Origin of the sequence: Vibrio vulnificus NBRC 15645 = ATCC 27562, assembly GCF_002224265.1 — a bacterium.
GTDB lineage: Bacteria > Pseudomonadota > Gammaproteobacteria > Enterobacterales > Vibrionaceae > Vibrio > Vibrio vulnificus.
The window spans coordinates 2,630,464-2,650,102 of record NZ_CP012881.1 but is presented as its reverse complement, the minus strand read 5'-3'; the positions used below and the strand labels follow the sequence as shown (position 1 = coordinate 2,650,102).

General features: G+C 46.9%; 22 protein-coding genes. 2 read left to right on the top strand and 20 right to left on the bottom strand.

What is annotated here, in order from left to right; all coding sequences use genetic code 11:
* Positions 1 to 128: 128 nt before the first annotated feature.
* Entirely contained in the window at positions 129 to 698 is a 570-nt protein-coding gene (locus tag AOT11_RS12295; protein WP_017421963.1) for a UPF0149 family protein, read from the top strand.
* Positions 699 to 783: 85 nt separating this feature from the next.
* On the opposite strand, the gene AOT11_RS12290 is transcribed toward AOT11_RS12295, so the two are convergent.
* The 20 genes from AOT11_RS12290 to aspS form a co-directional block, all read right to left on the bottom strand.
* Complete coding sequence (locus AOT11_RS12290; RefSeq protein ID WP_026050625.1) at positions 784 to 1,947, bottom strand: glutathionylspermidine synthase family protein; 1,164 nt, start codon at positions 1,945 to 1,947, stop codon at positions 784 to 786.
* Position 1,948: 1 nt separating this feature from the next.
* On the bottom strand, positions 1,949 to 2,506 hold the full coding sequence (locus AOT11_RS12285; protein WP_017421965.1) for a DUF1190 domain-containing protein: 558 nt from the start codon (positions 2,504 to 2,506) through the stop codon (positions 1,949 to 1,951).
* Positions 2,507 to 2,514: 8 nt separating this feature from the next.
* Positions 2,515 to 2,931: a DUF350 domain-containing protein gene (locus AOT11_RS12280; protein WP_013571424.1), complete on the bottom strand. Its 417-nt coding sequence runs from the start codon at positions 2,929 to 2,931 to the stop codon at positions 2,515 to 2,517.
* Entirely contained in the window at positions 2,931 to 3,971 is a 1,041-nt protein-coding gene (locus AOT11_RS12275) for a potassium channel family protein (protein ID WP_011080051.1), read from the bottom strand. The genes AOT11_RS12280 and AOT11_RS12275 overlap by 1 nt, the downstream gene beginning before the upstream one ends.
* Before the next feature lie 105 nt (positions 3,972 to 4,076).
* The gene (gene nadA / locus AOT11_RS12270; protein ID WP_026050624.1) at positions 4,077 to 5,138 is read right to left on the bottom strand and encodes a quinolinate synthase NadA; all 1,062 of its coding nucleotides are present in this window, start codon (positions 5,136 to 5,138) and stop codon (positions 4,077 to 4,079) included.
* Between the two features lie 128 nt (positions 5,139 to 5,266).
* Positions 5,267 to 6,049 (bottom strand): tol-pal system protein YbgF, encoded by a 783-nt coding sequence (gene ybgF, locus AOT11_RS12265; RefSeq protein ID WP_026050623.1) that lies wholly within the window; start codon positions 6,047 to 6,049, stop codon positions 5,267 to 5,269.
* A gap of 15 nt (positions 6,050 to 6,064) precedes the next feature.
* The gene (pal, locus tag AOT11_RS12260; RefSeq protein ID WP_011080048.1) at positions 6,065 to 6,610 is read right to left on the bottom strand and encodes a peptidoglycan-associated lipoprotein Pal; all 546 of its coding nucleotides are present in this window, start codon (positions 6,608 to 6,610) and stop codon (positions 6,065 to 6,067) included.
* 31 nt (positions 6,611 to 6,641) lie between these two features.
* Positions 6,642 to 7,991, bottom strand: a complete 1,350-nt coding sequence (tolB, locus tag AOT11_RS12255) for a Tol-Pal system beta propeller repeat protein TolB (RefSeq protein ID WP_017421969.1) — start codon at positions 7,989 to 7,991, stop codon at positions 6,642 to 6,644.
* Between the two features lie 12 nt (positions 7,992 to 8,003).
* A complete protein-coding gene (gene tolA, locus AOT11_RS12250; protein WP_017421970.1) occupies positions 8,004 to 9,071 on the bottom strand; it encodes a cell envelope integrity protein TolA in 1,068 nt (355 codons plus the stop codon).
* Between the two features lie 14 nt (positions 9,072 to 9,085).
* Positions 9,086 to 9,526: an ExbD/TolR family protein gene (locus tag AOT11_RS12245; RefSeq protein WP_011080045.1), complete on the bottom strand. Its 441-nt coding sequence runs from the start codon at positions 9,524 to 9,526 to the stop codon at positions 9,086 to 9,088.
* A complete protein-coding gene (gene tolQ / locus AOT11_RS12240; RefSeq protein ID WP_011080044.1) occupies positions 9,526 to 10,209 on the bottom strand; it encodes a protein TolQ in 684 nt (227 codons plus the stop codon). The genes AOT11_RS12245 and tolQ overlap by 1 nt, the downstream gene beginning before the upstream one ends.
* Positions 10,199 to 10,618, bottom strand: a complete 420-nt coding sequence (gene ybgC / locus AOT11_RS12235; protein WP_011080043.1) for a tol-pal system-associated acyl-CoA thioesterase — start codon at positions 10,616 to 10,618, stop codon at positions 10,199 to 10,201. The genes tolQ and ybgC overlap by 11 nt, the downstream gene beginning before the upstream one ends.
* Before the next feature lie 144 nt (positions 10,619 to 10,762).
* Entirely contained in the window at positions 10,763 to 11,065 is a 303-nt protein-coding gene (gene ybgE, locus AOT11_RS12230; RefSeq protein ID WP_017421971.1) for a cyd operon protein YbgE, read from the bottom strand.
* The gene (gene cydX, locus AOT11_RS12225) at positions 11,058 to 11,165 is read right to left on the bottom strand and encodes a cytochrome bd-I oxidase subunit CydX (protein WP_000270284.1); all 108 of its coding nucleotides are present in this window, start codon (positions 11,163 to 11,165) and stop codon (positions 11,058 to 11,060) included. Before cydX ends, ybgE begins: the two co-directional genes overlap by 8 nt.
* Positions 11,166 to 11,177: 12 nt before the next feature.
* The gene (gene cydB / locus AOT11_RS12220; protein ID WP_017421972.1) at positions 11,178 to 12,314 is read right to left on the bottom strand and encodes a cytochrome d ubiquinol oxidase subunit II; all 1,137 of its coding nucleotides are present in this window, start codon (positions 12,312 to 12,314) and stop codon (positions 11,178 to 11,180) included.
* Between the two features lie 16 nt (positions 12,315 to 12,330).
* A complete protein-coding gene (gene cydA / locus AOT11_RS12215) occupies positions 12,331 to 13,917 on the bottom strand; it encodes a cytochrome ubiquinol oxidase subunit I (protein WP_013571418.1) in 1,587 nt (528 codons plus the stop codon).
* 462 nt (positions 13,918 to 14,379) lie between these two features.
* Complete coding sequence (gene ruvB / locus AOT11_RS12210; protein WP_011150787.1) at positions 14,380 to 15,384, bottom strand: Holliday junction branch migration DNA helicase RuvB; 1,005 nt, start codon at positions 15,382 to 15,384, stop codon at positions 14,380 to 14,382.
* A 21-nt stretch (positions 15,385 to 15,405) separates the two neighbouring features.
* Entirely contained in the window at positions 15,406 to 16,020 is a 615-nt protein-coding gene (gene ruvA / locus AOT11_RS12205) for a Holliday junction branch migration protein RuvA (RefSeq protein WP_017421973.1), read from the bottom strand.
* Positions 16,021 to 16,109: 89 nt separating this feature from the next.
* Entirely contained in the window at positions 16,110 to 16,631 is a 522-nt protein-coding gene (gene ruvC, locus AOT11_RS12200) for a crossover junction endodeoxyribonuclease RuvC (RefSeq protein ID WP_011080036.1), read from the bottom strand.
* A gap of 66 nt (positions 16,632 to 16,697) precedes the next feature.
* Entirely contained in the window at positions 16,698 to 18,476 is a 1,779-nt protein-coding gene (gene aspS, locus AOT11_RS12195; protein ID WP_017421974.1) for an aspartate--tRNA ligase, read from the bottom strand.
* Positions 18,477 to 18,747: 271 nt separating this feature from the next.
* On the opposite strand from aspS, the gene AOT11_RS12190 reads away from it, so the two are divergent.
* Positions 18,748 to 19,614, top strand: coding sequence for a DUF72 domain-containing protein (locus AOT11_RS12190; protein WP_026050622.1), 867 nt, complete (start codon positions 18,748 to 18,750; stop codon positions 19,612 to 19,614).
* Positions 19,615 to 19,639: the final 25 nt, after the last annotated feature.

Below are 19,639 nucleotides of genomic sequence, written 5' to 3'. Positions count from 1 at the left end.
CCATCATCGTGATCGCTCTCGTGAAGGATTTCCTGGCCTTTCCTTTTGTCTCTACATTTTGCTTGGTCAGGTTTTGCTTGGTAAGATGGCGCATCACGCGCATTTATTAGACCAGACGGTATTCTATTTTGAATTTACACAACATAATCGCTCTCCCTGAACTTGAAGGCAAACTGCTCAATCACGCAAAAACTCAAGGTTTCGTGACCTCGATGGCAGCTGCGCCAAACATTCTTCCTCCAAACGAGTGGCTTCCGTTCCTTTGGGGTGGTGAAGAAACGGCCCCTTTCCTTGATGGTGAACAACTCGAAAGCTATATCGATGCCATCGTGAATCTTTGGAATCAAGCTCGCCCAGCGTTGATTGAGGGCACTTGGCAATGGCCAGAAGAGTGCGCACTCGATGAAGCAGAGATTGTTAACGAAGCGACGCGCGATTTCTGCGAAGGCCTGTTGCAAGGCTGGCAATTAGCCCGTGATGATTGGGAAACGCTGATGCCTGAACAAAGCGAAGAAAACGCCTTGCTCGGTGGCGTGCTGCTATCTCTGACTATGCTGTACGATCCAGAGACCACCATCGCAACATTAAGCGAGCAAGGTTTTGATGGGTTGGATCAATTTGCTGAGATCTTCAATGCCATGCCAATGATGCTGTGTGGACTGACTCAGCGTGGCGTGATGCTGGCGGACGAACAGTAACACCATCAATAACTGATAAAGCCAAGACCCCAGCCAATAAGCTGGGGTCTCTGTTTTCGGCTGAAAAATCACGCCTTTCCAGTGCTTATAAGATCACATGTGGCAAGTAACGAGCAAGATCTTGAGTAATGATGCTGGAATCCTCACGAATGGAAATACCAGCTGCTTTATCATTCACCAACCAACTGCCGATCAATGTGTGGCTATTGCCAAATTTCGGCAACGGGCAATACTGTTGAACGATGAAACGTCCTTGATCATACGGCCCTTCTGTCTTGTGATGGGTTTTACCATTGCGGACAATTTCAATATTCGCGCCTTCGCGAGAAAACAATGGCTTGATAACGAAATCTTTTAGCAAGCTGGCTTTTGGATCATCGCTAAAATAGGCTGGTAGCAAGTTGGGATGCCCCTCGAACTCTTGCCATAGCAAAGGCAGTAACGCTTTGTTTGACAATACGGACTTCCACATTGGCTCCAGCCAGTTCACTTTTGCCTCAGAAAGAAAACGGCTGTATTCATCAGAAAACATCTCTTCCCAAGGGTACAGTTTAAACATCCAGCGAATAACGCGGTTTTTAGCGTCGACAAAATAAGATCGGCTGTCGATACCAATGTCTTCAATAAAGACAAACGCCGTTTGCAGACCGGCTTCCTTGGCACAATCTTCAAGGTATTGCACCGTGGCCCGATCTTCTTCTGTCTCTTTACAGCAACTGAAATGCAGAGTTTGCCCCGGTTGAAAGCTGGCAATTTGTCGAAAACGTTCAATCAAAAAATCTTGAAGTATATTGAATTGATCCGCACGGCGACTCACACAGCCTTGATTCACCACATCCTCTAGCCACAGCCATTGCCAAAACGCGGTTTCAAATAGCGATGTCGGGGTGTCGGCGTTGTTTTCGTAGAGCTTAGCTGGCCCATTCCCCGCGTAGGCAAAGTCCAATCGAGAATAGAGTGAAGGCTCATTCATCATCCACGAAAGACGCACTTGCTCCCACATTGGCTGCGGGATGCCAAAACGGGCTAAGAGTTGCTCATTGTGAACCACTTTATCTACGATAGAGAGACACATTTGATGGATCTCTTCGGTCGGGGCTTCGAGATCTTGTTCGATTTGCTGAAGATTAAACTGGTAGTAAGCCGATTCATCCCAATAAGGTTGCCCATACATGGTATGAAAACCAAAGCCATACCGTTTTGCCAAGGCGCGCCAGTGAGCGCGCTCTTCTATCTCACGACGAAACAACTTATCCGCCTCGACTAGCCGATACAGAATGGCCAAAACCACCACGTGACATCACTTTACCAATCGTTCCTCCGCTTGATTTGAGTGAACTGGTATTGATGTTCACCGCTTTACCCAACGTACTGCCATAGGAGACGCCAGAACCGGAATAGTAGCCATGCTTGTAGCGATAAAGAGGCTCAGAAAAGAAGGATTTGCTGCTGTTCTTTAAACCACTGGTGTCGGACGTGTAGAAAAAACTGTTCATACGTGGGATATACGAATGATAAACCGAGCTGTAATGGCACTCATCGTCACTAAACTCACTACGACAAGCTTGCGACGAGCTGTATTTAGGCGCGCTATACTCCGCTCTGGCGAGTGCTTCTTGATAAGCAAGATCACACTGTGCACCAAACTCTGGGTTATTGCGCTTACAATGATCGGCGTCTTTGAATATGTACCCTTCTGTCTCGGGTTCGTAAACGGTATAGGCAAAGAAGCCGCCAAATAGAACATAAGGGATCGCTGGCATGATCTTCTCAAAGGAAGATTTTTTGACATTCGAGCTGCGTTTCATCTCTACTCCTAGTAAGACATGCACGCAGCGTTTAGCACGCCAACGGAAATCGATACGGTCGCAGAAATAATACCTGCAGGGATCTCATCGCGTTCGATGCGTTCGGTGATTCGAGGCACCAAAACAAAGCGAACGATGGCAAAAGCGATCACCTGCGCGCACATTGCCACGACACCCCAAACAGCGAAATCCACGAGACTGATGGCGTTTTTTGCTGCACCTGAAATGGCAATGCAGTAGCCCAAAAACGCGCCGCTGAGTGCAATGGCTGCCGCGGTATTATTGTGCTCTTTGATTAACTTCCATTCATCGTACGGCGTTAAACGAACATAGATGAACTTGAATGCGAGCACAAAAGCAATCGAGAGTGAAAAATAGAGTAAAAAATTAGTAAAGCCCGCCAACAGACCTGATAAAACAGACATTAGTTTTCCTTTATCGCTTCCCATTCGAATGAATGGATACGTTCATCTGCAATGTAAAACAGTTTTGCCCCACTTGGCACTTTGCGATCGAGGTGCGGATTGAGCTCAATACCTTGGCCCACGTCCACCGCAATCAACGTTGCTTGGTGATGCTTTTTTAGAAATGAAAATAGCGCGTCGACATTGGTTTGCGCTAAATGTTTGGGATACTCAACAGAGTATTGCGTCATGCCGCGAGTAGAGGCGAGCAACTCTTGGTGAAGCGCGCTTGAGCCAGGGTCAACGGCCGCCTTAGCCAACATTTCCGCGCCCACGGCGGGGATGCACTCCGCTTTAGGGCAGTGCTGACTCAAGAGTTGTCCTAGTGCATCATCCTTAAAATACGCTAACAAATGAGCATTAGGGTTGATGTTGGCACAGTAAAGCGCAGCCGAAAGCGTGATATCGTCTTGCTGATTATCAACAATAATACAGCTTGCATCCGCCACATTTGCGTTCGCCATTTCCAACGCGTCGGTATAGCTGGTGACCTTCACAAAACCAATCTCTCCGGGAAGAGGATTTTCAATATCCGAGCGGGAACAGAGCACAATGGGTCGCTTACCCACCTCTTCATGTTGCAACATACGAATCAGGTGGACGGTTCTTTGTCCATTCCAACCTAGCAAAAGAATATGGTTATTCACGCGCACTCTCCTTTTTCCCAATACACCCGCTCGCCAGTAATCAATCACTGAACTCGCCACACGCCCCAACAAAGCCGCAAACAGACTTAACCCGCCAGGGATCACCACAAGAATCACAACCCAACGGCCCAGTGGCGTTGCCGGAGATAAATCACCGTAGCCCACGGTCGACGCCGTCACCATCAGGTAATAGACAAATGTCGTGACATTTTCAGTGAGTGCTTGCTCCCCTGCCCACGCAAGCAAGAGCCAGCACAGCGCGACATAGCACACTAACAAAATGAACAGATTGCGATTACTCAAGCTAAATACATGCGCTTGAAACCACTTTTTGAGTAGAAACCAAACCGACATAATCGACGTCCTTATTCATCAAGAGGCTGAATATAAAGCAATTATTTGATACAAAAAAACCAGCCATGGTGGCTGGTTCAAAATTTTGTGAGCAAACACACAAATTTAAGCATTGCCTTTCACTTGCATGTTTAACTTTTCCGCAAAGTCCAACATACGATTTAATGGAATCAATGACTTAACACGAAGAGCTTCATCAACGAAAATCTCGTGTTGTTCGCCACCTTCGCGCAAAGCGGTTTCAATCGCTTTCAACCCGTTCATTGCCATCCACGGACAATGTGCACAGCTGCGACATGTGGCACCGGCACCTGCTGTTGGTGCTTCTATCAGCTCTTTCTCAGGTACCAGCTGCTGCATTTTAAAGAAAATGCCTTTGTCAGTTGCAACGATCATTTTCTGCTGTGGCAGCTCTTTCGCTGCTTTGATCAACTGACTTGTTGATCCCACCGCATCGGCGAGCTCTACAACACTTGCCGGAGATTCTGGATGAACAAGGATTGCAGCATCCGGATACACAGCTTTCATTTTGCGCAAGGCGTCAGCAGAAAACTCATCATGAACAACGCACTCACCTTGCCAAAGCAACATGTCTGCGCCCGTTTTGTTCGCGATGTAAGAACCAAGATGGCGATCTGGCCCCCAAATGATCGGTTTATCTTCAGCATCCAAATGCTCAACAATTTCCAGAGCAATACTTGAGGTCACAACCCAATCCGCTCTTGCCTTTACTGCCGCAGAAGTGTTGGCATAAACCACCACAGTGTGGTCAGGATGGGCATCACAGAATTCAGTGAATTTGTCTGCAGGACAGCCAAGATCCAGTGAACATTCGGCTTCCAGTGTCGGCATAAGAATGCGTTTTTCTGGCGTTAGAATTTTTGCCGATTCACCCATAAAGCGTACACCCGCAATAATCAGGGTACCTGCTGGATGACGGTTGCCAAATTTGGCCATTTCAAGAGAATCACCAACAAAACCACCGGTTTCTTCAGCCAGCGCTTGGATCTCAGGATCGGTGTAATAGTGGGCGATCAAGACCGCGTCTTTCTCTTTAAGTAGCTGTTTGATACTGGCGATATACGCCGCTTTCTCGTCCTGAGTCAGGGGAATTGGCTTCGGCGGGAAAGGGTAAACGGTGTCAATTTTATCTAGTATGTGGCTCATTGCTCTTGCTCTACGCAACTTCCTTTAATCCGCGTATTGTAACCTTAAGATAATGTAAGATGCAAAAGCCGCACGCATGGTTTCCAACAGGCGAGAAGCAAAAAAATAAGGAGCTTTCGCTCCCTATTTTACAGTTTTGATTTTGCCACTTTGGCAGAGGCGCTACCTGGGTGTTCATCTATCGCTTGCTGATAATATTTTTTCGCCTGTTCAGGATTGTTATTACGTGCAGCGATGTCACCCAGTTTCACTAGGGCATCAGCACGTTTGTTTGAATCCTTATAAGAGACGACAGCAGCAAAACTTGTCGCCGCTTCTTTATCTTGTTTTTGAGCAAAATAAAGCTGCCCTAACCAATAATGAGAGTTAGGGGCGAAATTGGAATCGGGAAAATCTTTCTGGAACTGCTTAAACGCGGCAATTGCGCCAGCGTAATCCCGCTTCTTCAAAATTAGGTCTACGGCATTTTGATAGGCCGTTTGCTCATCGACATTAGAGCTAAACACGCCCTGCTCACCGCCTTCTTCCACGGCCGTTGCTTGGGTTGGCGTTCCTACTGTCTTGATTTCATTGCGGACACGATCAAGCTCAATAAAGAGTTCTCTTTGTCTTTCCAGCATTTGCTGCATATCGTAACTGTTGCGCTCAAGTTGACCACGAAGTTCGGCAATTTCTTGCGACATTTGATCAATTTGCTGCTGCATTTGCAATTGCACGCGATTACGGTTTTGCAATAAACGTTCAAGACGCTGTACATCCGTTTCCGGAGCAGAGGAAGACGTAGCAGAGGCTACCGAAGTGTTCGTTGAATCGCTGTTGAGATCGGATACTGGAGCTGGTGCAGCGAACGCTAGGTTCGCTGCACTTGCCAGTAACGTAAGCGTAACAGCTCGCTTAGTGTTACTGAACATGAGGCAATTCCTCAATTAGTATACTAGAACTGCGCGACGGTTTTTCGCGTAGACTTCTTCAGTCTGGCCTAGTAGTAGAGGCTTCTCTTCACCGTAGCTTACGATAGCAATTTGGTCTGCCTGAACACCTAGCGCTTGTAGGTATTTAGCAACAGCTTGCGCACGACGCTCACCTAGTGCGATGTTGTACTCAGGAGTACCACGCTCGTCAGCGTGACCTTCGATAGTCACTTTTAGGTTTACATTTTTGCTTAGGTAAGCTGCGTGAGCTGCTAGCATCTCTTCGTAATCGCTAGAGATAGTTGCATTGTCAAACGCGAAGTAGATTGTCTGAGTTTCACGAAGAGCTTGCTCTTTCAGTTCTTGCTCAGAAAGCTGACCATTCTGATCGATTGGCGTTACAACTGTTGTGTCAGTTGTGTTCGCAGAACCAGAAGTCGTTTGGTTTGTTTCAGTGCTGGTGCCTGCGTTAGACGCAGCGTCATCACTAGAGCTACACGCGGTAACAGCCATCACTGGTAGTGCGATTAGAAGCCCTTTAAGAACCTTATTAAGTTGCATCTTATTTTCCTTTGTTTATCAAACTTAGTTGCTACAAAAACGGAGACCATGCGGGAGCTCTTACACGCCCATTTGTTGCCGGTAATCTAGCTTTAAAGCGGCCATCGATAGAAACCATCGACAACACATTTTTTTTATCGTAAATGGAGCTATAAATCACCATACCTCCATTCGGGGCGATACTCGGAGACTCGTCCAACAACGTTTTAGTTAATACCTGAACGGCGCCGGTTTCGAGATCTTGCTTAGCCAAATTAAAACCTGAATCGCTTCGATTGACCATAATCAAGAATCGTCCATCTGGCGTTATCTGCCCACCTAGGTTTTGGCTGCCTTGCCAAGTAAGACGGCTAGTCGACCCGTCGCTCAAATTTACTCTATATATCTGGGGTTTACCACCCCGATCCGATGTAAAGATGAGTGATTTGCCATCAGGATGCCAAAATGGCTCCGTATTATTTGATCTATCCCTCGTTATTTGTGTTAGCTGACGCGTTTGCAGATCAAGAGTGTAGATCTGAAGCGAACCCGTTTTTGACAATACGATGGCTAATTTCTTGCCATCTGGAGAGAATCTTGGCGCACCATTGTGGCGAGGGAATGACGTTAGCTTCTCATGCTCACCGGTATAAATATTCAGTACAAAGATTTCCGCTTGGCCGTTTTGGAAACTCACATAAGCAAGCTGACGACCATCAGGAGACCAAGCAGGAGACATGAGAGGCTGCTTTGAACGCAGCACTAAACGCTCGTTAAAACCGTCGTAATCTGCCACTCGTAACTGATATGGGAATTTATCTTGATCATTAACAACGACATAAGCAATGCGAGTCAAAAACGCACCACGTTCACCAGTGAGCTGCTCGTAGATCAGATCGGAGATGCGGTGAGCATACTCACGCATTCTTGGAGCAGTAATCGTCGCCACGTTATTGAACAATACGTGATCTTTCGACAGCACTAGTTGGCCATCTTCCAGCGCTCGGCTTTGGCCACTAGTCAGTTGGCCTCGCACTACATCCACCAGTTGGTAGTTGATGACGTACTCGCCTTTTTCATTTTGTGTCACAGAACCCGTTAGCAAGGTATCCACACCTAAGTTAGTCCATGCGTCGAAGTTAATTTCCGACTCATTGTAAGGTGTTTGAGGCATCTTGCTGGTAGGAACAGGGCTGAATTTGCCACTGCGTTGAAGATCCGACGCGACAACAGACGAAATATCAACAGGCAGTGCTTCTGTTCCTTGCCATTTAAAAGGAACAATCGCAATTGGTCTTGCTGAATCGATACCATCGGTGATGATCAATTCCAAAGCCGCATTGGCTACATTCGTGACGCTGCTTAGCAGCACTAGTAATCCCATCAAAAGGCGTTTTTTCACGTCTTAGTCCTTTTATTCGAAATCAACGGTTAAATTGATATTACGCAGCTCTTGTCTCACTGCATCATCCGCTGGCATTGGGAAGGAACCAACCTGCAAAATAGCGCTCTTAGCCGCATTACAGACTCGGGTATCCCCTTCCAAAATACTCACCGAATTGACGATTGCATCGACACCTGTTGGTATCAATTTAATGTTCACCTTACACGACTTTCCCAACAGATATTCATCCTTAAGAAGGCGTTGCTGAATAAGTTGCGTGTAAATAGCACCATAACGATTTTTTTCATCCAGAACATGCTGGCTTCTCGCTGCGCTGTTTTGGCTAGATTCAGTTTCAAGCCCGGCAAAAATATCGTTCAGTGCTGCTTCACGGTCCTTGCGTTCGCGCTCTAACTGCTCCAAGCGCTCTTGTTCTTTCTGAGCTTTTTCTTTTGCTGCTTGCGCCTTTTTCTGGTTGGCAATGCGCTCTTGCTCAGCTTTTTCCGCTGCGGCTTTCTCTTTACGTGCTTTTTCTTCTGCTTCTTTTGCCGCTTTATCCTTCGCGATGCGTTCTTGCTCTGCTTTCGCGATGGCTGCTTCTTTCGCTAAATGTTCTTGTTCCGCTTTTTTAATCGCTTCCTCTTTTGTTTTTCGCTCAGCTTCAAGCTTTGCTACACGCTCTTTCTCTTTGAGCGCTTTTTCTTCAGCGATTCTCTTTTCTTGTTCTTTTTGTTTACGTACTTCTTCGGCTTCTCGCGCCGCTTTGGCATCACGCACTTGTTGTGCTTTTAACTTGCGCAGCTGGTCTTCTTCCGCTTTGCGATTCTTCTCCAATTGATCCGCTTCACGACGCAGTTTATCTAATCTTTCTTGCTCTTTTTTTGCTGCCGATTCGCGCTGCTGACGAATTTGATTGGCTTGCTGTTTTACTAAGTTAGGGTCAATGACAACTGCCTGAACCATCTGCCCACTCGGCTGTGGTTTAGACATGGTAAAGTCCGCCCCCCACAAAAGTGCGATAACTAAAACAACGTGCAGAGCCGCCGATACTGCTATCGGTACTACGTAATCATTCCGCTTGCTTTTCTTTTCTCTCATGATCGCGTCTGGTTCTATTTGATATCCGTCAATAGGCCGACTTTCTCGATGCCTGCCTTACTCAACTCATCTAGCAACAAAACGACTTCCGCATAAGGTGTCGCCGCGTCACCACCCACTGCCACGGGAGAATTTGGCTTTAGTGAAAGTTCGGCTTTCACACGTACAATCACATCTTCTAAAGAGAGTCCACGCTGAACTTCATCATTGTTAACACTCAGACCTAGGTTGCCCTCGCTGTCGACCTCAATGATGATAAAGCTGCTGTCACTTTCACCCGCTAAATCCGACATGGTTTTAGCGTTACTGGTTTTTGGCAACTCAACGTCAACGCCCTGAGAAACAAACGGGGCTGTTGCCATAAAGATGATCAACAGAACTAACATAACGTCGATATAGGGCACGACGTTAATCTCTGCGGTCATCTTACGTTTTTTTGGTTGATACCCGGCCATTACTGACTACCTGCCATCGCCTGACGGTGCAGAATGCTATGGAACTCTTCCGAAAACGTTGAGTAGTTGTGCTCTAGCTTACCCACTTTGCTGGCAAATCGGTTGTAAGCCATAACCGCAGGGATCGCGGCAAAAAGACCCATCGCTGTCGCAATCAGCGCTTCTGCGATACCCGGAGCCACCATTGATAATGTTGCTTGTTTCACTTCGCCAAGCGCGATGAAAGCATGCATGATACCCCACACGGTACCAAATAGACCGATATATGGCGTAATGGAACCTACGGTAGCAAGGAATGGTAAACTCGTTTCCAGCTCGTCAACTTCACGAGACACCGCGACTCGCATGGCGCGACCAGTGCCTTCCATCACGAAGTCCGGCGATGTTGGGTTGGTTTTGCGTAAACGCGCGAATTCGGTGAATCCCGCGTAGAAAATTTCTTCGGTGCCAGAAAGCTCATCTTTTCGAGCTTTGATTTGTTGGTACAACTGAGAGAGATCAATACCTGACCAAAATTTATCTTCAAACTCTTCTGCATCTTTTGCTGCTTTTGAAAGCACTTTACTGCGTTTGATGATCATGGCCCATGACACAACTGACATACCAAGCAAAGTCAACATTACCAGTTTTACCAGTAGGCTTGCTTGTAAAAACAGGTCAAGAATAGAAATATCAGCAGTCACTATTTGTCAGCTCCGAAATAATAGAAGTGGGTATTGCAATTGGCTTCATTTTTACATTGTCGATACATGCTACCTTAACTGTTGCTTTACACAATAACTTGCCGTCATCATTGACTAATTCCTGACAGAAAAGCAGCGAAGCACGTTTAATTTCGCCAATTTTAGTCAATATGGTGAGGTGTTGGTCAAGGCGAGCACCCTGAATAAAATCGATATCCATGTGTCGGACAACAAAGCCGATGTTTTGTTCCAGCAAGACATTCTGCGAAATACCGACTGAGCGCAATAATTCGGTCCTTGCTCGCTCAAAAAACTTCAGATAATTGGAGTGATAGACCACCCCACCTGCATCGGTGTCTTCGTAATACACTGTAACTGGCCAAGTAAAAGGCTGACGTATTCCGTTCAAAATTCTACCAATTCATTCGCGTTTAAAGGCAATTACTATAACGTAAGCGGCATAAATTGGTACCGCAGTTCAGACTTTTTTTGAGTTGCGTGGGGAAAATAAAAAGCCAGGCAAGATGCCTGGCTCAATTATTAACCTTTTCGGTTACAAAATGTATAAAGCGGTGAGAAACAGCAATATAGACAGCGAGAAGTATGGGCTAAACAAGAGTTGCCACACCCATTTCCTCGGCTTAAATCCAACGCCGTAAACCATGCTGGAGCAAACCGCCCAGATTAGTGCGGGACCGATTAGCGCATTGAATCCGCCAATCGCAGTTGCGTATGCTTCTGGGTCCCACATCACTAATCCCACGTGCAAGAAACCAAGCAACAACGCAATCACTTTTAAGATTGTTTTGTCTAACGGCTCATGCAACGAAGCGATTCGCGCATCCAAGTTACTCACTGTCTTTATCCATCATTTCACTGTGCTCTAACCAAAGAGCATTAATAATGCCGAATGCACACGCCAATAGTACACCCAGAATCCATGCGAAATACCACATAGTTATTACTCCTTAGTAAGCTGAAACGTCGTTGTCTTCGATGTGTTTCTTATCTAGACGACCAAACATCTTGTAGTAAGTCCAAGTTGTGTAGCCAAGAATCACAGGTACCATCACCGCCGCGACAGCCGTCATCAAACCAAGGGTCAATTCACTCGCTGTTGAATCCCACATAGTCAAGCTGTGCGCAGGAACAAGGCTTGAAGGCATCACGAATGGGAACATTGCGAAGCCAGCCGTCAAAATCACACCGGCGTTTGCCAAGCTTGAGAATAGGAAAGCGAAACCACCACGCTCAAAACGAGAGGCAATCACCGCAAGCAATGGCATGAACACGCCCAATACTGGCGCAGCCCACATGGCTGGATAAGTTTCAAAGTTCGCCATCCAAGCGCCCGCTTGTTGCGCAACCTCTTTATTCAGAGGGTTGGAATCTGCAAATGTATCGATAGTGCTCGTAATCACGTAGCCTTCGATAGATTGAACCCAGAACCCCCCAATCACGAACAATGCCACAACCACAAGGCCCGCAATTTGAGCAACGTTACGCGCGCGGGTATGCAGCGCTTCTGTTGTCTTCATTTGTAACCAAGTTGCACCTTGGAGAACAAACAACATTAAGCTGAGAACGCCACAAAGTAATGCAAATGGATTCAATAGTGCAAAGAATGAACCTTTGTACTCTGACATGAGCAGGTTGTTCAACTCAAATGGTACGCCTTGCAGTAAGTTACCAAAAGCAACACCGAAGATCACTGGCGGTACAGCGCCGCTAAAACAGATCGCGCCATCCCATGCATTACGCCATTTTGGGTTTTCGATTTTAGAACGGTAGTCTAAGCCAAGTGGACGTAGCCAAAGTGCCGCTAACGTGACATACATCGCTAGATAGAAGCCGGAGAACGACGTTGCATAAACCAAAGGCCAAGCGGCAAACAGTGCACCACCAGCGGTGATTAGCCAAACTTGGTTACCATCCCAGTGCGGTGCGATAGTGTTAATCATTATGCGACGCTCAGTGTCGTTTTTACCGATAACAGGAACGAGCGCACCCACCCCCATATCGAAACCATCGGTGACGGCGAAACCGACCAGTAGAACACCGATCAGAACCCACCAAATCAGTCGTAAGATTTCATAATCAAACATTTTCTGTCTCCTTGCCTTACGCTTCTACTTGGCGATTAACTTTGTCTTCAATAGACTCGCCATTTTGTTCGAAGTGGTAACGACCTGTTTTGAGGCTACTTGGTCCCTTGCGAGCGAACTTCAACATGAGGTACACCTCTGCAATCAGGAACACGGTATACAGTGCCAAAATCGCGAATAGAGAGGTCCATAGTTCGCCAATCGTCAGTGCCGAAGCGGCAACGTGGGTTGGGAGAATTTCACCCACCGCCCAAGGTTGACGACCGTACTCAGCGACGAACCAACCTGCTTCGATCGCAATCCAAGGAAGTGGGATGCTAAATAGCGCCGCTTTCAGAATCCAAGGTTTTTGCTCGATCTTTTGACGGCACGTTTGAACGAATGCAGCACCAAAGACAAACAGCATGATGAAGCCACAGCCAACCATGATGCGGAACGACATAAATAGTGGCCACACTGTTGGAATGGAGTCATCCGCGGCGGCTTGAATTTGCTCTTCCGTTGCATCGGTCACTTTGTCGGTATAACGCTTAAGTAGCAAGCCGTAACCAAGGTCACCTTTCACTTCATCAAATGCCGCTTTGTTCGCTTCAGAGCGATCGCCAGCACGAAGTTTTTCTAGCAACTCGTAGGCATACATACCGTTACGGATACGATCAACGTGCTGATCACGCAGGTCACGAAGACCGGTGACTTGCTCGTCGAAAGAGCGCGTCGCAATGATACCCATAACGTAAGGGATCTTGATCGCGTAGTCGGTGTGCATGGTTTCTTGGTTCGGTAAACCAAACAGAGTAAACGCTGCTGGTGCAGGTTCTGTGTGCCACTCTGCTTCTACCGCCGCAAGTTTTACTTTTTGTACTTCGCCAAGCTCGTAACCTGATTCGTCACCAAGAACGATAACGGACAAGATCGATGCCATACCGAACGAAGCCGCAATAGCAAACGAACGACGTGCAAATGCGACGTCACGGCCTTTTAGTAGGTAGTATGAGCTGATGCCGAGGATAAACATGGCACCCGTTGTATAACCAGACGCAACGGTGTGAACAAATTTCACCTGAGCAACAGGGTTAAGCACCACTTCGGCAAAGCTCACCATCTCCATACGCATGGTTTCGAAGTTGAACTCAGCGCCCACTGGGTTTTGCATCCAACCATTCGCGACAAGAATCCACAACGCAGAGAAGTTAGAACCTAATGCCACTAACCATGTAACGGCCAAGTGTTGACGTTTAGATAATCTCTCCCATCCGAAGAAGAATAGACCGACGAAGGTGGACTCTAAGAAGAATGCGACGAGTGCCTCAATAGCAAGAGGGGCACCGAAAATGTCACCAACATAATGGGAATAGTAAGACCAGTTCGTACCAAACTGGAATTCCATGGTAAGGCCTGTGGCCACACCTAGGGCAAAGTTAATACCAAAAAGCTTACCCCAGAACTTAGTCATGTCCTTGTAGATTTGCTTATCGGTCATTACGTACAGCGATTCCATGATGGCTAAAAGGAAAGCCATGCCTAGAGTCAAAGGTACGAATAGGAAGTGATACATCGCTGTCAGTGCAAACTGCAACCGCGACAGATCAACTACGTCAATCATGGTAACTCCTATGTGTCGGCTGAATGACACTCTCTACATTTTACAAATCATCATCAAGAGTTGAACTTTCTTGAATGGTGTTGAATTAAACCAACAAATTGTTGCAAAAATGTACCGCATTGGTTAGTTAATTGTTAAGCGTCAGCTAATATAGCTGCGGCTAATACTACTGCTAAAAACTGAGGGTTTCAAAAGTTTTATAAACGCAAAGCGCTTTGATTTGAATCAAGAAACACGCGGCATTTCTGTCTAAAAAACAATCAACTTGATCTAAATCAAGCAAATGTAAGATGGTTTGTTAACGCCAGGTAACCAGAAGAAAATGCACGCCTCATTATGGCTACGAGACGTTTACAATGTGCGATTTTGCATTACCTATTTAGAGGTAGTTAGATTTTCTTTATTGTGACCTTGCTCACATTAAAGAAAAGGCTAGGAAATTTAATACCTAGCCTTGCAAACTTACTTTTCAATTCCGAAATGAAGATACGCCCGATCGGTTGCGATTCGCCCTCGAGGCGTGCGTTGTAAATAACCTTGCTGAATCAAATATGGCTCTAACACATCTTCAATCGTGTCTTTCTCTTCACCGATCGCAGCTGCCATGTTATCTAAGCCAACCGGACCACCACCAAATTTCTCCATGATGGCCAACAGCAACTTGCGGTCCATGTAATCAAAACCTTTCGAGTCCACATCAAGCATGTTGAGCGCTTTGTCTGCGGTATCTGCACAGATGTGACCATTGCCTTTGACTTCGGCAAAATCGCGCACGCGGCGCAACAAGCGATTGGCAATACGTGGTGTACCACGCGCACGACGCGCCACCTCTAATGCCCCTTCCGCTTCCATGGAAAGCCCCAAGCAGTCAGCACTGCGTTGCACGATATTCTGCAGATCAGGAATTTTGTAATACTCCAAACGCTGGGTAATACCAAAACGATCACGCAGAGGGGACGTCAGTGAGCCGGCGCGAGTGGTTGCACCAATTAGCGTAAAGGGCGGCAAATCGATTTTGATTGAACGTGCAGCAGGGCCTTCACCAATCATAATATCCAATTGGTAATCTTCCATGGCTGGATACAGCACTTCTTCCACCATCGGACTGAGTCGGTGTATCTCATCAATGAAGAGCACGTCGTTTTCTTCAAGATTGGTCAGCAAGGCCGCTAAATCCCCCGCTTTTTCTAACACCGGGCCTGACGTGGTGCGAATATTTACGCCCATCTCGTTTGCAACAATGTTCGCTAAGGTGGTTTTACCCAAACCTGGAGGGCCAAAAATCAATAAATGGTCGAGCGCTTCGTTACGCAATTGCGCGGCTTTAATAAAAATTTCCATTTGATCACGTACGTGATCTTGGCCTTGGTAATCAGCCAGTTTCTTTGGTCGTATCGCACGGTCAATCACATCTTCATCACGAAAGGCGGGATTTTCCGGAGCAATTAAGCGATCTGCTTCAATCATATCAATACCTATTTTGCGCGATTAGACCATGGACTTAAGCGCTTCGCGGATCAGTTGTTCACTGGTCATATCCGGTTTAGCAATCTGTGATACGACTTTTGATGCCTGTACAGGCTTATATCCCAACGCCAAGAGCGCACTGACTGCTTCTTCTTCTGCGCTGTTACTGCTTGCGCTGCCTGAATCGACTGGCGCTGCATCGGTAAATGGCGTGAACAGATCGCCAGCGCTCCAACCTTTCAAACGATCTTTCATCTCAACCACAAGACGTTCTGCAGTCTTCTTGCCAACGCCCGGTAATTTCACCAGCGTGGAAATGTCTTCTCTTTCTACCGACGCCACAAACTGGCTTGCCGTCATGCCCGATAAAATGGCCAAACCCAGTTTTGGTCCAACTCCATTGGCTTTGATGACTTCTCTAAACAGCGCTCGTTCTTTCACGGTATTGAATCCATACAGCAACTGAGCATCTTCACGCACCACAAAATGAGTATAGATAATGGCTTCTTCCCCAATATTAGGAAGCTCATAGAAACAACTCATTGGCATCTGAACTTCATAGCCAATGCCATTAACTTCAATCAACAATTCAGGGGGTTGTTTTTCCAGCAGAATGCCGCGAAGACGTCCGATCACGTTCAATACTCTTTAGAAATGAATTTGCGACAGGATAATAAAGAACTGGATAGACATCCAGTTCTTTATCTCATAAAACGAATACAAGGCTAACGATAACGGCCTCGTTTAGCACTGGTCGCCTGCCCAGCTAAGGCAATGAGGGTTTTATTGGTATTGGCGTGACAAATGGCAACACCTAACGCATCGGCCGCGTCCGCCTGAGGTTTAGCGGGTAACTTGAGCATATGTTGCACCATATGTTGTACTTGTGCTTTATCAGCCCCGCCCGTACCTACCACGGCTTGCTTAATCAAACGAGCTGCGTATTCGTAAACCGGCAAATCGTGATTCACGGCAGAAACGATCGCCGCGCCACGCGCTTGACCAAGTTTGAGTGCTGAGTCGGCATTTTTCGCCATGAAGACCTGTTCTATGGCAAACGCATCCGGCTGAAACTGAGTAATGATCTCCGTTACGCCCGCGTAAATTTGCTTTAAACGGCCGGGCAAATCTTTTTCTGATGTACGAATGCAACCACTACCAAGATATTGCAGGTGTCGGCCATTTTGGCGAATCACACCATAGCCAGTAACGCGAGAGCCTGGGTCAATTCCTAGAATAATCGACATGACACTTCCTATCTGTTCCTTAAACAAAAACTCCCGCGTTTGCGGGAGTTTTTTAACGCTTATTGCTTATTCTGCGCTTTTTTCTTTTGCAACCGTCACGGCAATCGCAAGCTCTTCAAGTGCTGCTGGGTTAGCCACACTTGGCGCATCTGTCATCAGACACGCGGCTGCCGTTGTTTTCGGGAACGCGATAACATCACGAATGTTCTCAGTACCACACAGTAGCATTACTAGACGGTCTAGACCGAATGCAAGACCTGCGTGTGGAGGCGTACCGAATTTCAGAGCATCCAGTAGGAAGCCAAATTTCAGTTTTTGCTCGTCAGCGTCGATACCAAGAATATCGAACACCGCAGCCTGCATTTCTGCGTTGTGAATACGTACAGAACCACCGCCCACTTCGTAGCCGTTGAGAACCATGTCGTACGCATTTGAAATTGCTGGAGCTGGGTTTGCTTTGAGCTCTTCAGCAGTAAGACCTAGAGGCGATGTGAATGGGTGGTGCATCGCGTGTAGGTTGCCTTCGTCGTCTTCTTCAAACATTGGGAAGTCAACAACCCATAGTGGAGCCCAAGAGCCTTCTTTGGTTAGACCCAGGTCTTTGCCAAGTTTTAGACGAAGTGCACCTAGCGCTTCAGCAACGATGTTTGCTTTGTCTGCACCAAATAGGATGATGTCACCCGATTCTGCTTGAGTGCGCTCTAGAATACCGTTGATCACGTCTTCGCTTAGGAATTTCGCTACTGGAGATTGGATACCTTCCATGCCAGCTGCACGGTCGTTAACCTTCATCCATGCTAGACCTTTCGCACCGTAGATGCTCACAAAGCCAGTGTACTCATCGATTTGCTTACGAGTAAGCTCAGCACCACCAGGAACACGGATGACTGCTACACGGCCTTTCTCATCGTTAGCAGGGCCAGAGAACACTTTGAAATCCACGTCTTTTACTAGGTCAGCAACGTCTACTAGCTCTAGTGGATTACGAAGATCTGGTTTGTCAGAGCCGAAACGACGAATCGCTTCGCTAAACGGCATAACTGGGAACTCACCTAGGTCAACGTTCAGTAGCTCTTGCCACATTTCGCGAACCATTTTTTCCGTCACTGCACGTACTTGATCAGACGTCATGAATGACGTTTCAATATCGATCTGGGTGAATTCTGGCTGACGGTCAGCACGTAAGTCTTCGTCACGGAAACACTTAACGATTTGGTAGTAACGATCAAAGCCAGACATCATAAGCAGCTGTTTGAACAACTGTGGAGATTGAGGAAGTGCGTAGAAGCTGCCTTTGTGAACACGGCTTGGTACTAGGTAGTCACGCGCACCTTCTGGGGTCGCTTTGGTAAGTACTGGTGTTTCAATGTCTAGGAAACCGTTGTCATCTAGGAAACGACGAACAAAGCTAGACGCTTTTGCGCGTAGCTTGATGCGGTCGCTCATTTCTGGGCGACGTAGGTCTAGGTAGCGGTACTTCAGACGTTGCTCTTCCGAGTTCTTCTGGTTGAAGTCGAGAGGCAGCACGTCAGAACGGTTGATGATTTCAAGACCTTTCGCAAGGATCTCAACTTCACCCGTTGCCATCTCTTTATTCACTTGGCTTTCAGGACGAGTGCGAACTTCACCCGTTAGCTTGATACAGAATTCATTACGCAGTTGGCTTGCCACTGCATACGCATCAGCCATATCTGGATCAACAACTACCTGAACGATACCTTCACGATCTCGCATATCAATAAAAATAAGACCGCCTAAATCACGACGACGGTTAACCCAGCCGCAAAGTTCTACAGTTTGTCCTGCAAGGGACTTGTTCAGGTGACCACAGTAATGGGTACGCATAATGAAATTCCCAATCTCTCTAAAATTGTTAACTACTCTCTGTCGGTCATTTTCTCAACAGAGCAAAGGTCCATTTATACGCTGAATGTCGGTGAAAATCGACTAGTCAGAATACAATTTATTGCGTTTTATCATGCATTGATGCTTTTTGATACAGCAACTGCTCAAAAGCACATCAAATGTGAAAAATTGGTCGGGATTATAACGCGAAACTACCGATTTCAGCAAAACTCTCGTACAGTGAGGCTAGGAATAAATGCAGCGAGAAACCATGAACACGCTTCCTCTTCGATTGGGTCTGACTATGTGGTCGCACAATCAGTGGCAACAAGACTTTTATGGCTCGGGGACCAAACCCGCAGAGCGACTGGAAAAGTACGCACAGGTCTTTCACACTGTCGAAGGCAATACGACCTTCTACGCGACGCCAAATACACCAACCGTACTTAACTGGCGCGCGGCCACGCATGACGATTTTCGTTTCACCTTTAAGTTGCCAAAGCTGATTACCCACCAGCAGATGCTTAAAGGCTCTCAGGGTCTGTTGCGCGAGTTTTTGAGTGTCATGGAACCGCTGCACCCGCGTATTGGCCAATGGACAATCCAACTTCCCGCGGCTTTTTCACCAGAGCATTTACCGCTGCTACAACGTTTCTGCTCTTACTTTCCCGAAGGGTTTCCGCTGGGAATCGAAGTACGTCATTTGGCTTTTTTTGCGAAAGGAGAGGATGAGAAACGCTTTAACCAATGGTTAATGGAAACAAAGATTGATCGCATCATCATGGATAGCCGTCCGGTTTTCGCTGCCCCAGCAACAACGGAGGCCGTTATCGATGCCCACCAGAAAAAACCAAAGGTGCCCGTTCACGCCATCGCGACGGCAGAGCATCCAATGATTCGCTTTATTGGTCATCCCGATTTAGAGAGCAACCTCCCCTTCTTTGCCCCTTGGCTGAGCAAATTACCACTTTGGATTGCCGAGGGTAAGCAGCCTTACTTGATGATCCACACACCGGATAACGTAGAAGGCCCCCAATTAGCCAAACGACTTTACCAACAATTACAGCAACAAGTGAAACTGCCCAATCTGTCTGATTTTCCTGCCAATAGTGGCAATAGCCAAATACAGATGTTCTAAGCAGCGTCTTGCAATGCATGACAGC

What these genes read in the sequence shown, in the direction of transcription:
- pal (WP_011080048.1), bottom strand. Translation starts at nt 6,610, where the DNA reads ATGCAACTTAATAAGGTTCTTAAAGGGCTTCTAATCGCACTACCAGTG.
- ruvC (WP_011080036.1), bottom strand. Translation starts at nt 16,631, where the DNA reads ATGTCGATTATTCTAGGAATTGACCCAGGCTCTCGCGTTACTGGCTAT.
- cydA (WP_013571418.1), bottom strand. Translation starts at nt 13,917, where the DNA reads ATGATTGACGTAGTTGATCTGTCGCGGTTGCAGTTTGCACTGACAGCG.
- aspS (WP_017421974.1), bottom strand. Translation starts at nt 18,476, where the DNA reads ATGCGTACCCATTACTGTGGTCACCTGAACAAGTCCCTTGCAGGACAA.
- cydB (WP_017421972.1), bottom strand. Translation starts at nt 12,314, where the DNA reads ATGTTTGATTATGAAATCTTACGACTGATTTGGTGGGTTCTGATCGGT.
- AOT11_RS12275 (WP_011080051.1), bottom strand. Translation starts at nt 3,971, where the DNA reads ATGTCGGTTTGGTTTCTACTCAAAAAGTGGTTTCAAGCGCATGTATTT.
- tolA (WP_017421970.1), bottom strand. Translation starts at nt 9,071, where the DNA reads ATGAGAGAAAAGAAAAGCAAGCGGAATGATTACGTAGTACCGATAGCA.
- cydX (WP_000270284.1), bottom strand. Translation starts at nt 11,165, where the DNA reads ATGTGGTATTTCGCATGGATTCTGGGTGTACTATTGGCGTGTGCATTC.
- nadA (WP_026050624.1), bottom strand. Translation starts at nt 5,138, where the DNA reads ATGAGCCACATACTAGATAAAATTGACACCGTTTACCCTTTCCCGCCG.
- AOT11_RS12285 (WP_017421965.1), bottom strand. Translation starts at nt 2,506, where the DNA reads ATGAAACGCAGCTCGAATGTCAAAAAATCTTCCTTTGAGAAGATCATG.
- AOT11_RS12280 (WP_013571424.1), bottom strand. Translation starts at nt 2,931, where the DNA reads ATGTCTGTTTTATCAGGTCTGTTGGCGGGCTTTACTAATTTTTTACTC.
- AOT11_RS12245 (WP_011080045.1), bottom strand. Translation starts at nt 9,526, where the DNA reads ATGGCCGGGTATCAACCAAAAAAACGTAAGATGACCGCAGAGATTAAC.
- AOT11_RS12190 (WP_026050622.1), top strand. Translation starts at nt 18,748, where the DNA reads ATGAACACGCTTCCTCTTCGATTGGGTCTGACTATGTGGTCGCACAAT.
- ruvB (WP_011150787.1), bottom strand. Translation starts at nt 15,384, where the DNA reads ATGATTGAAGCAGATCGCTTAATTGCTCCGGAAAATCCCGCCTTTCGT.
- ybgF (WP_026050623.1), bottom strand. Translation starts at nt 6,049, where the DNA reads ATGTTCAGTAACACTAAGCGAGCTGTTACGCTTACGTTACTGGCAAGT.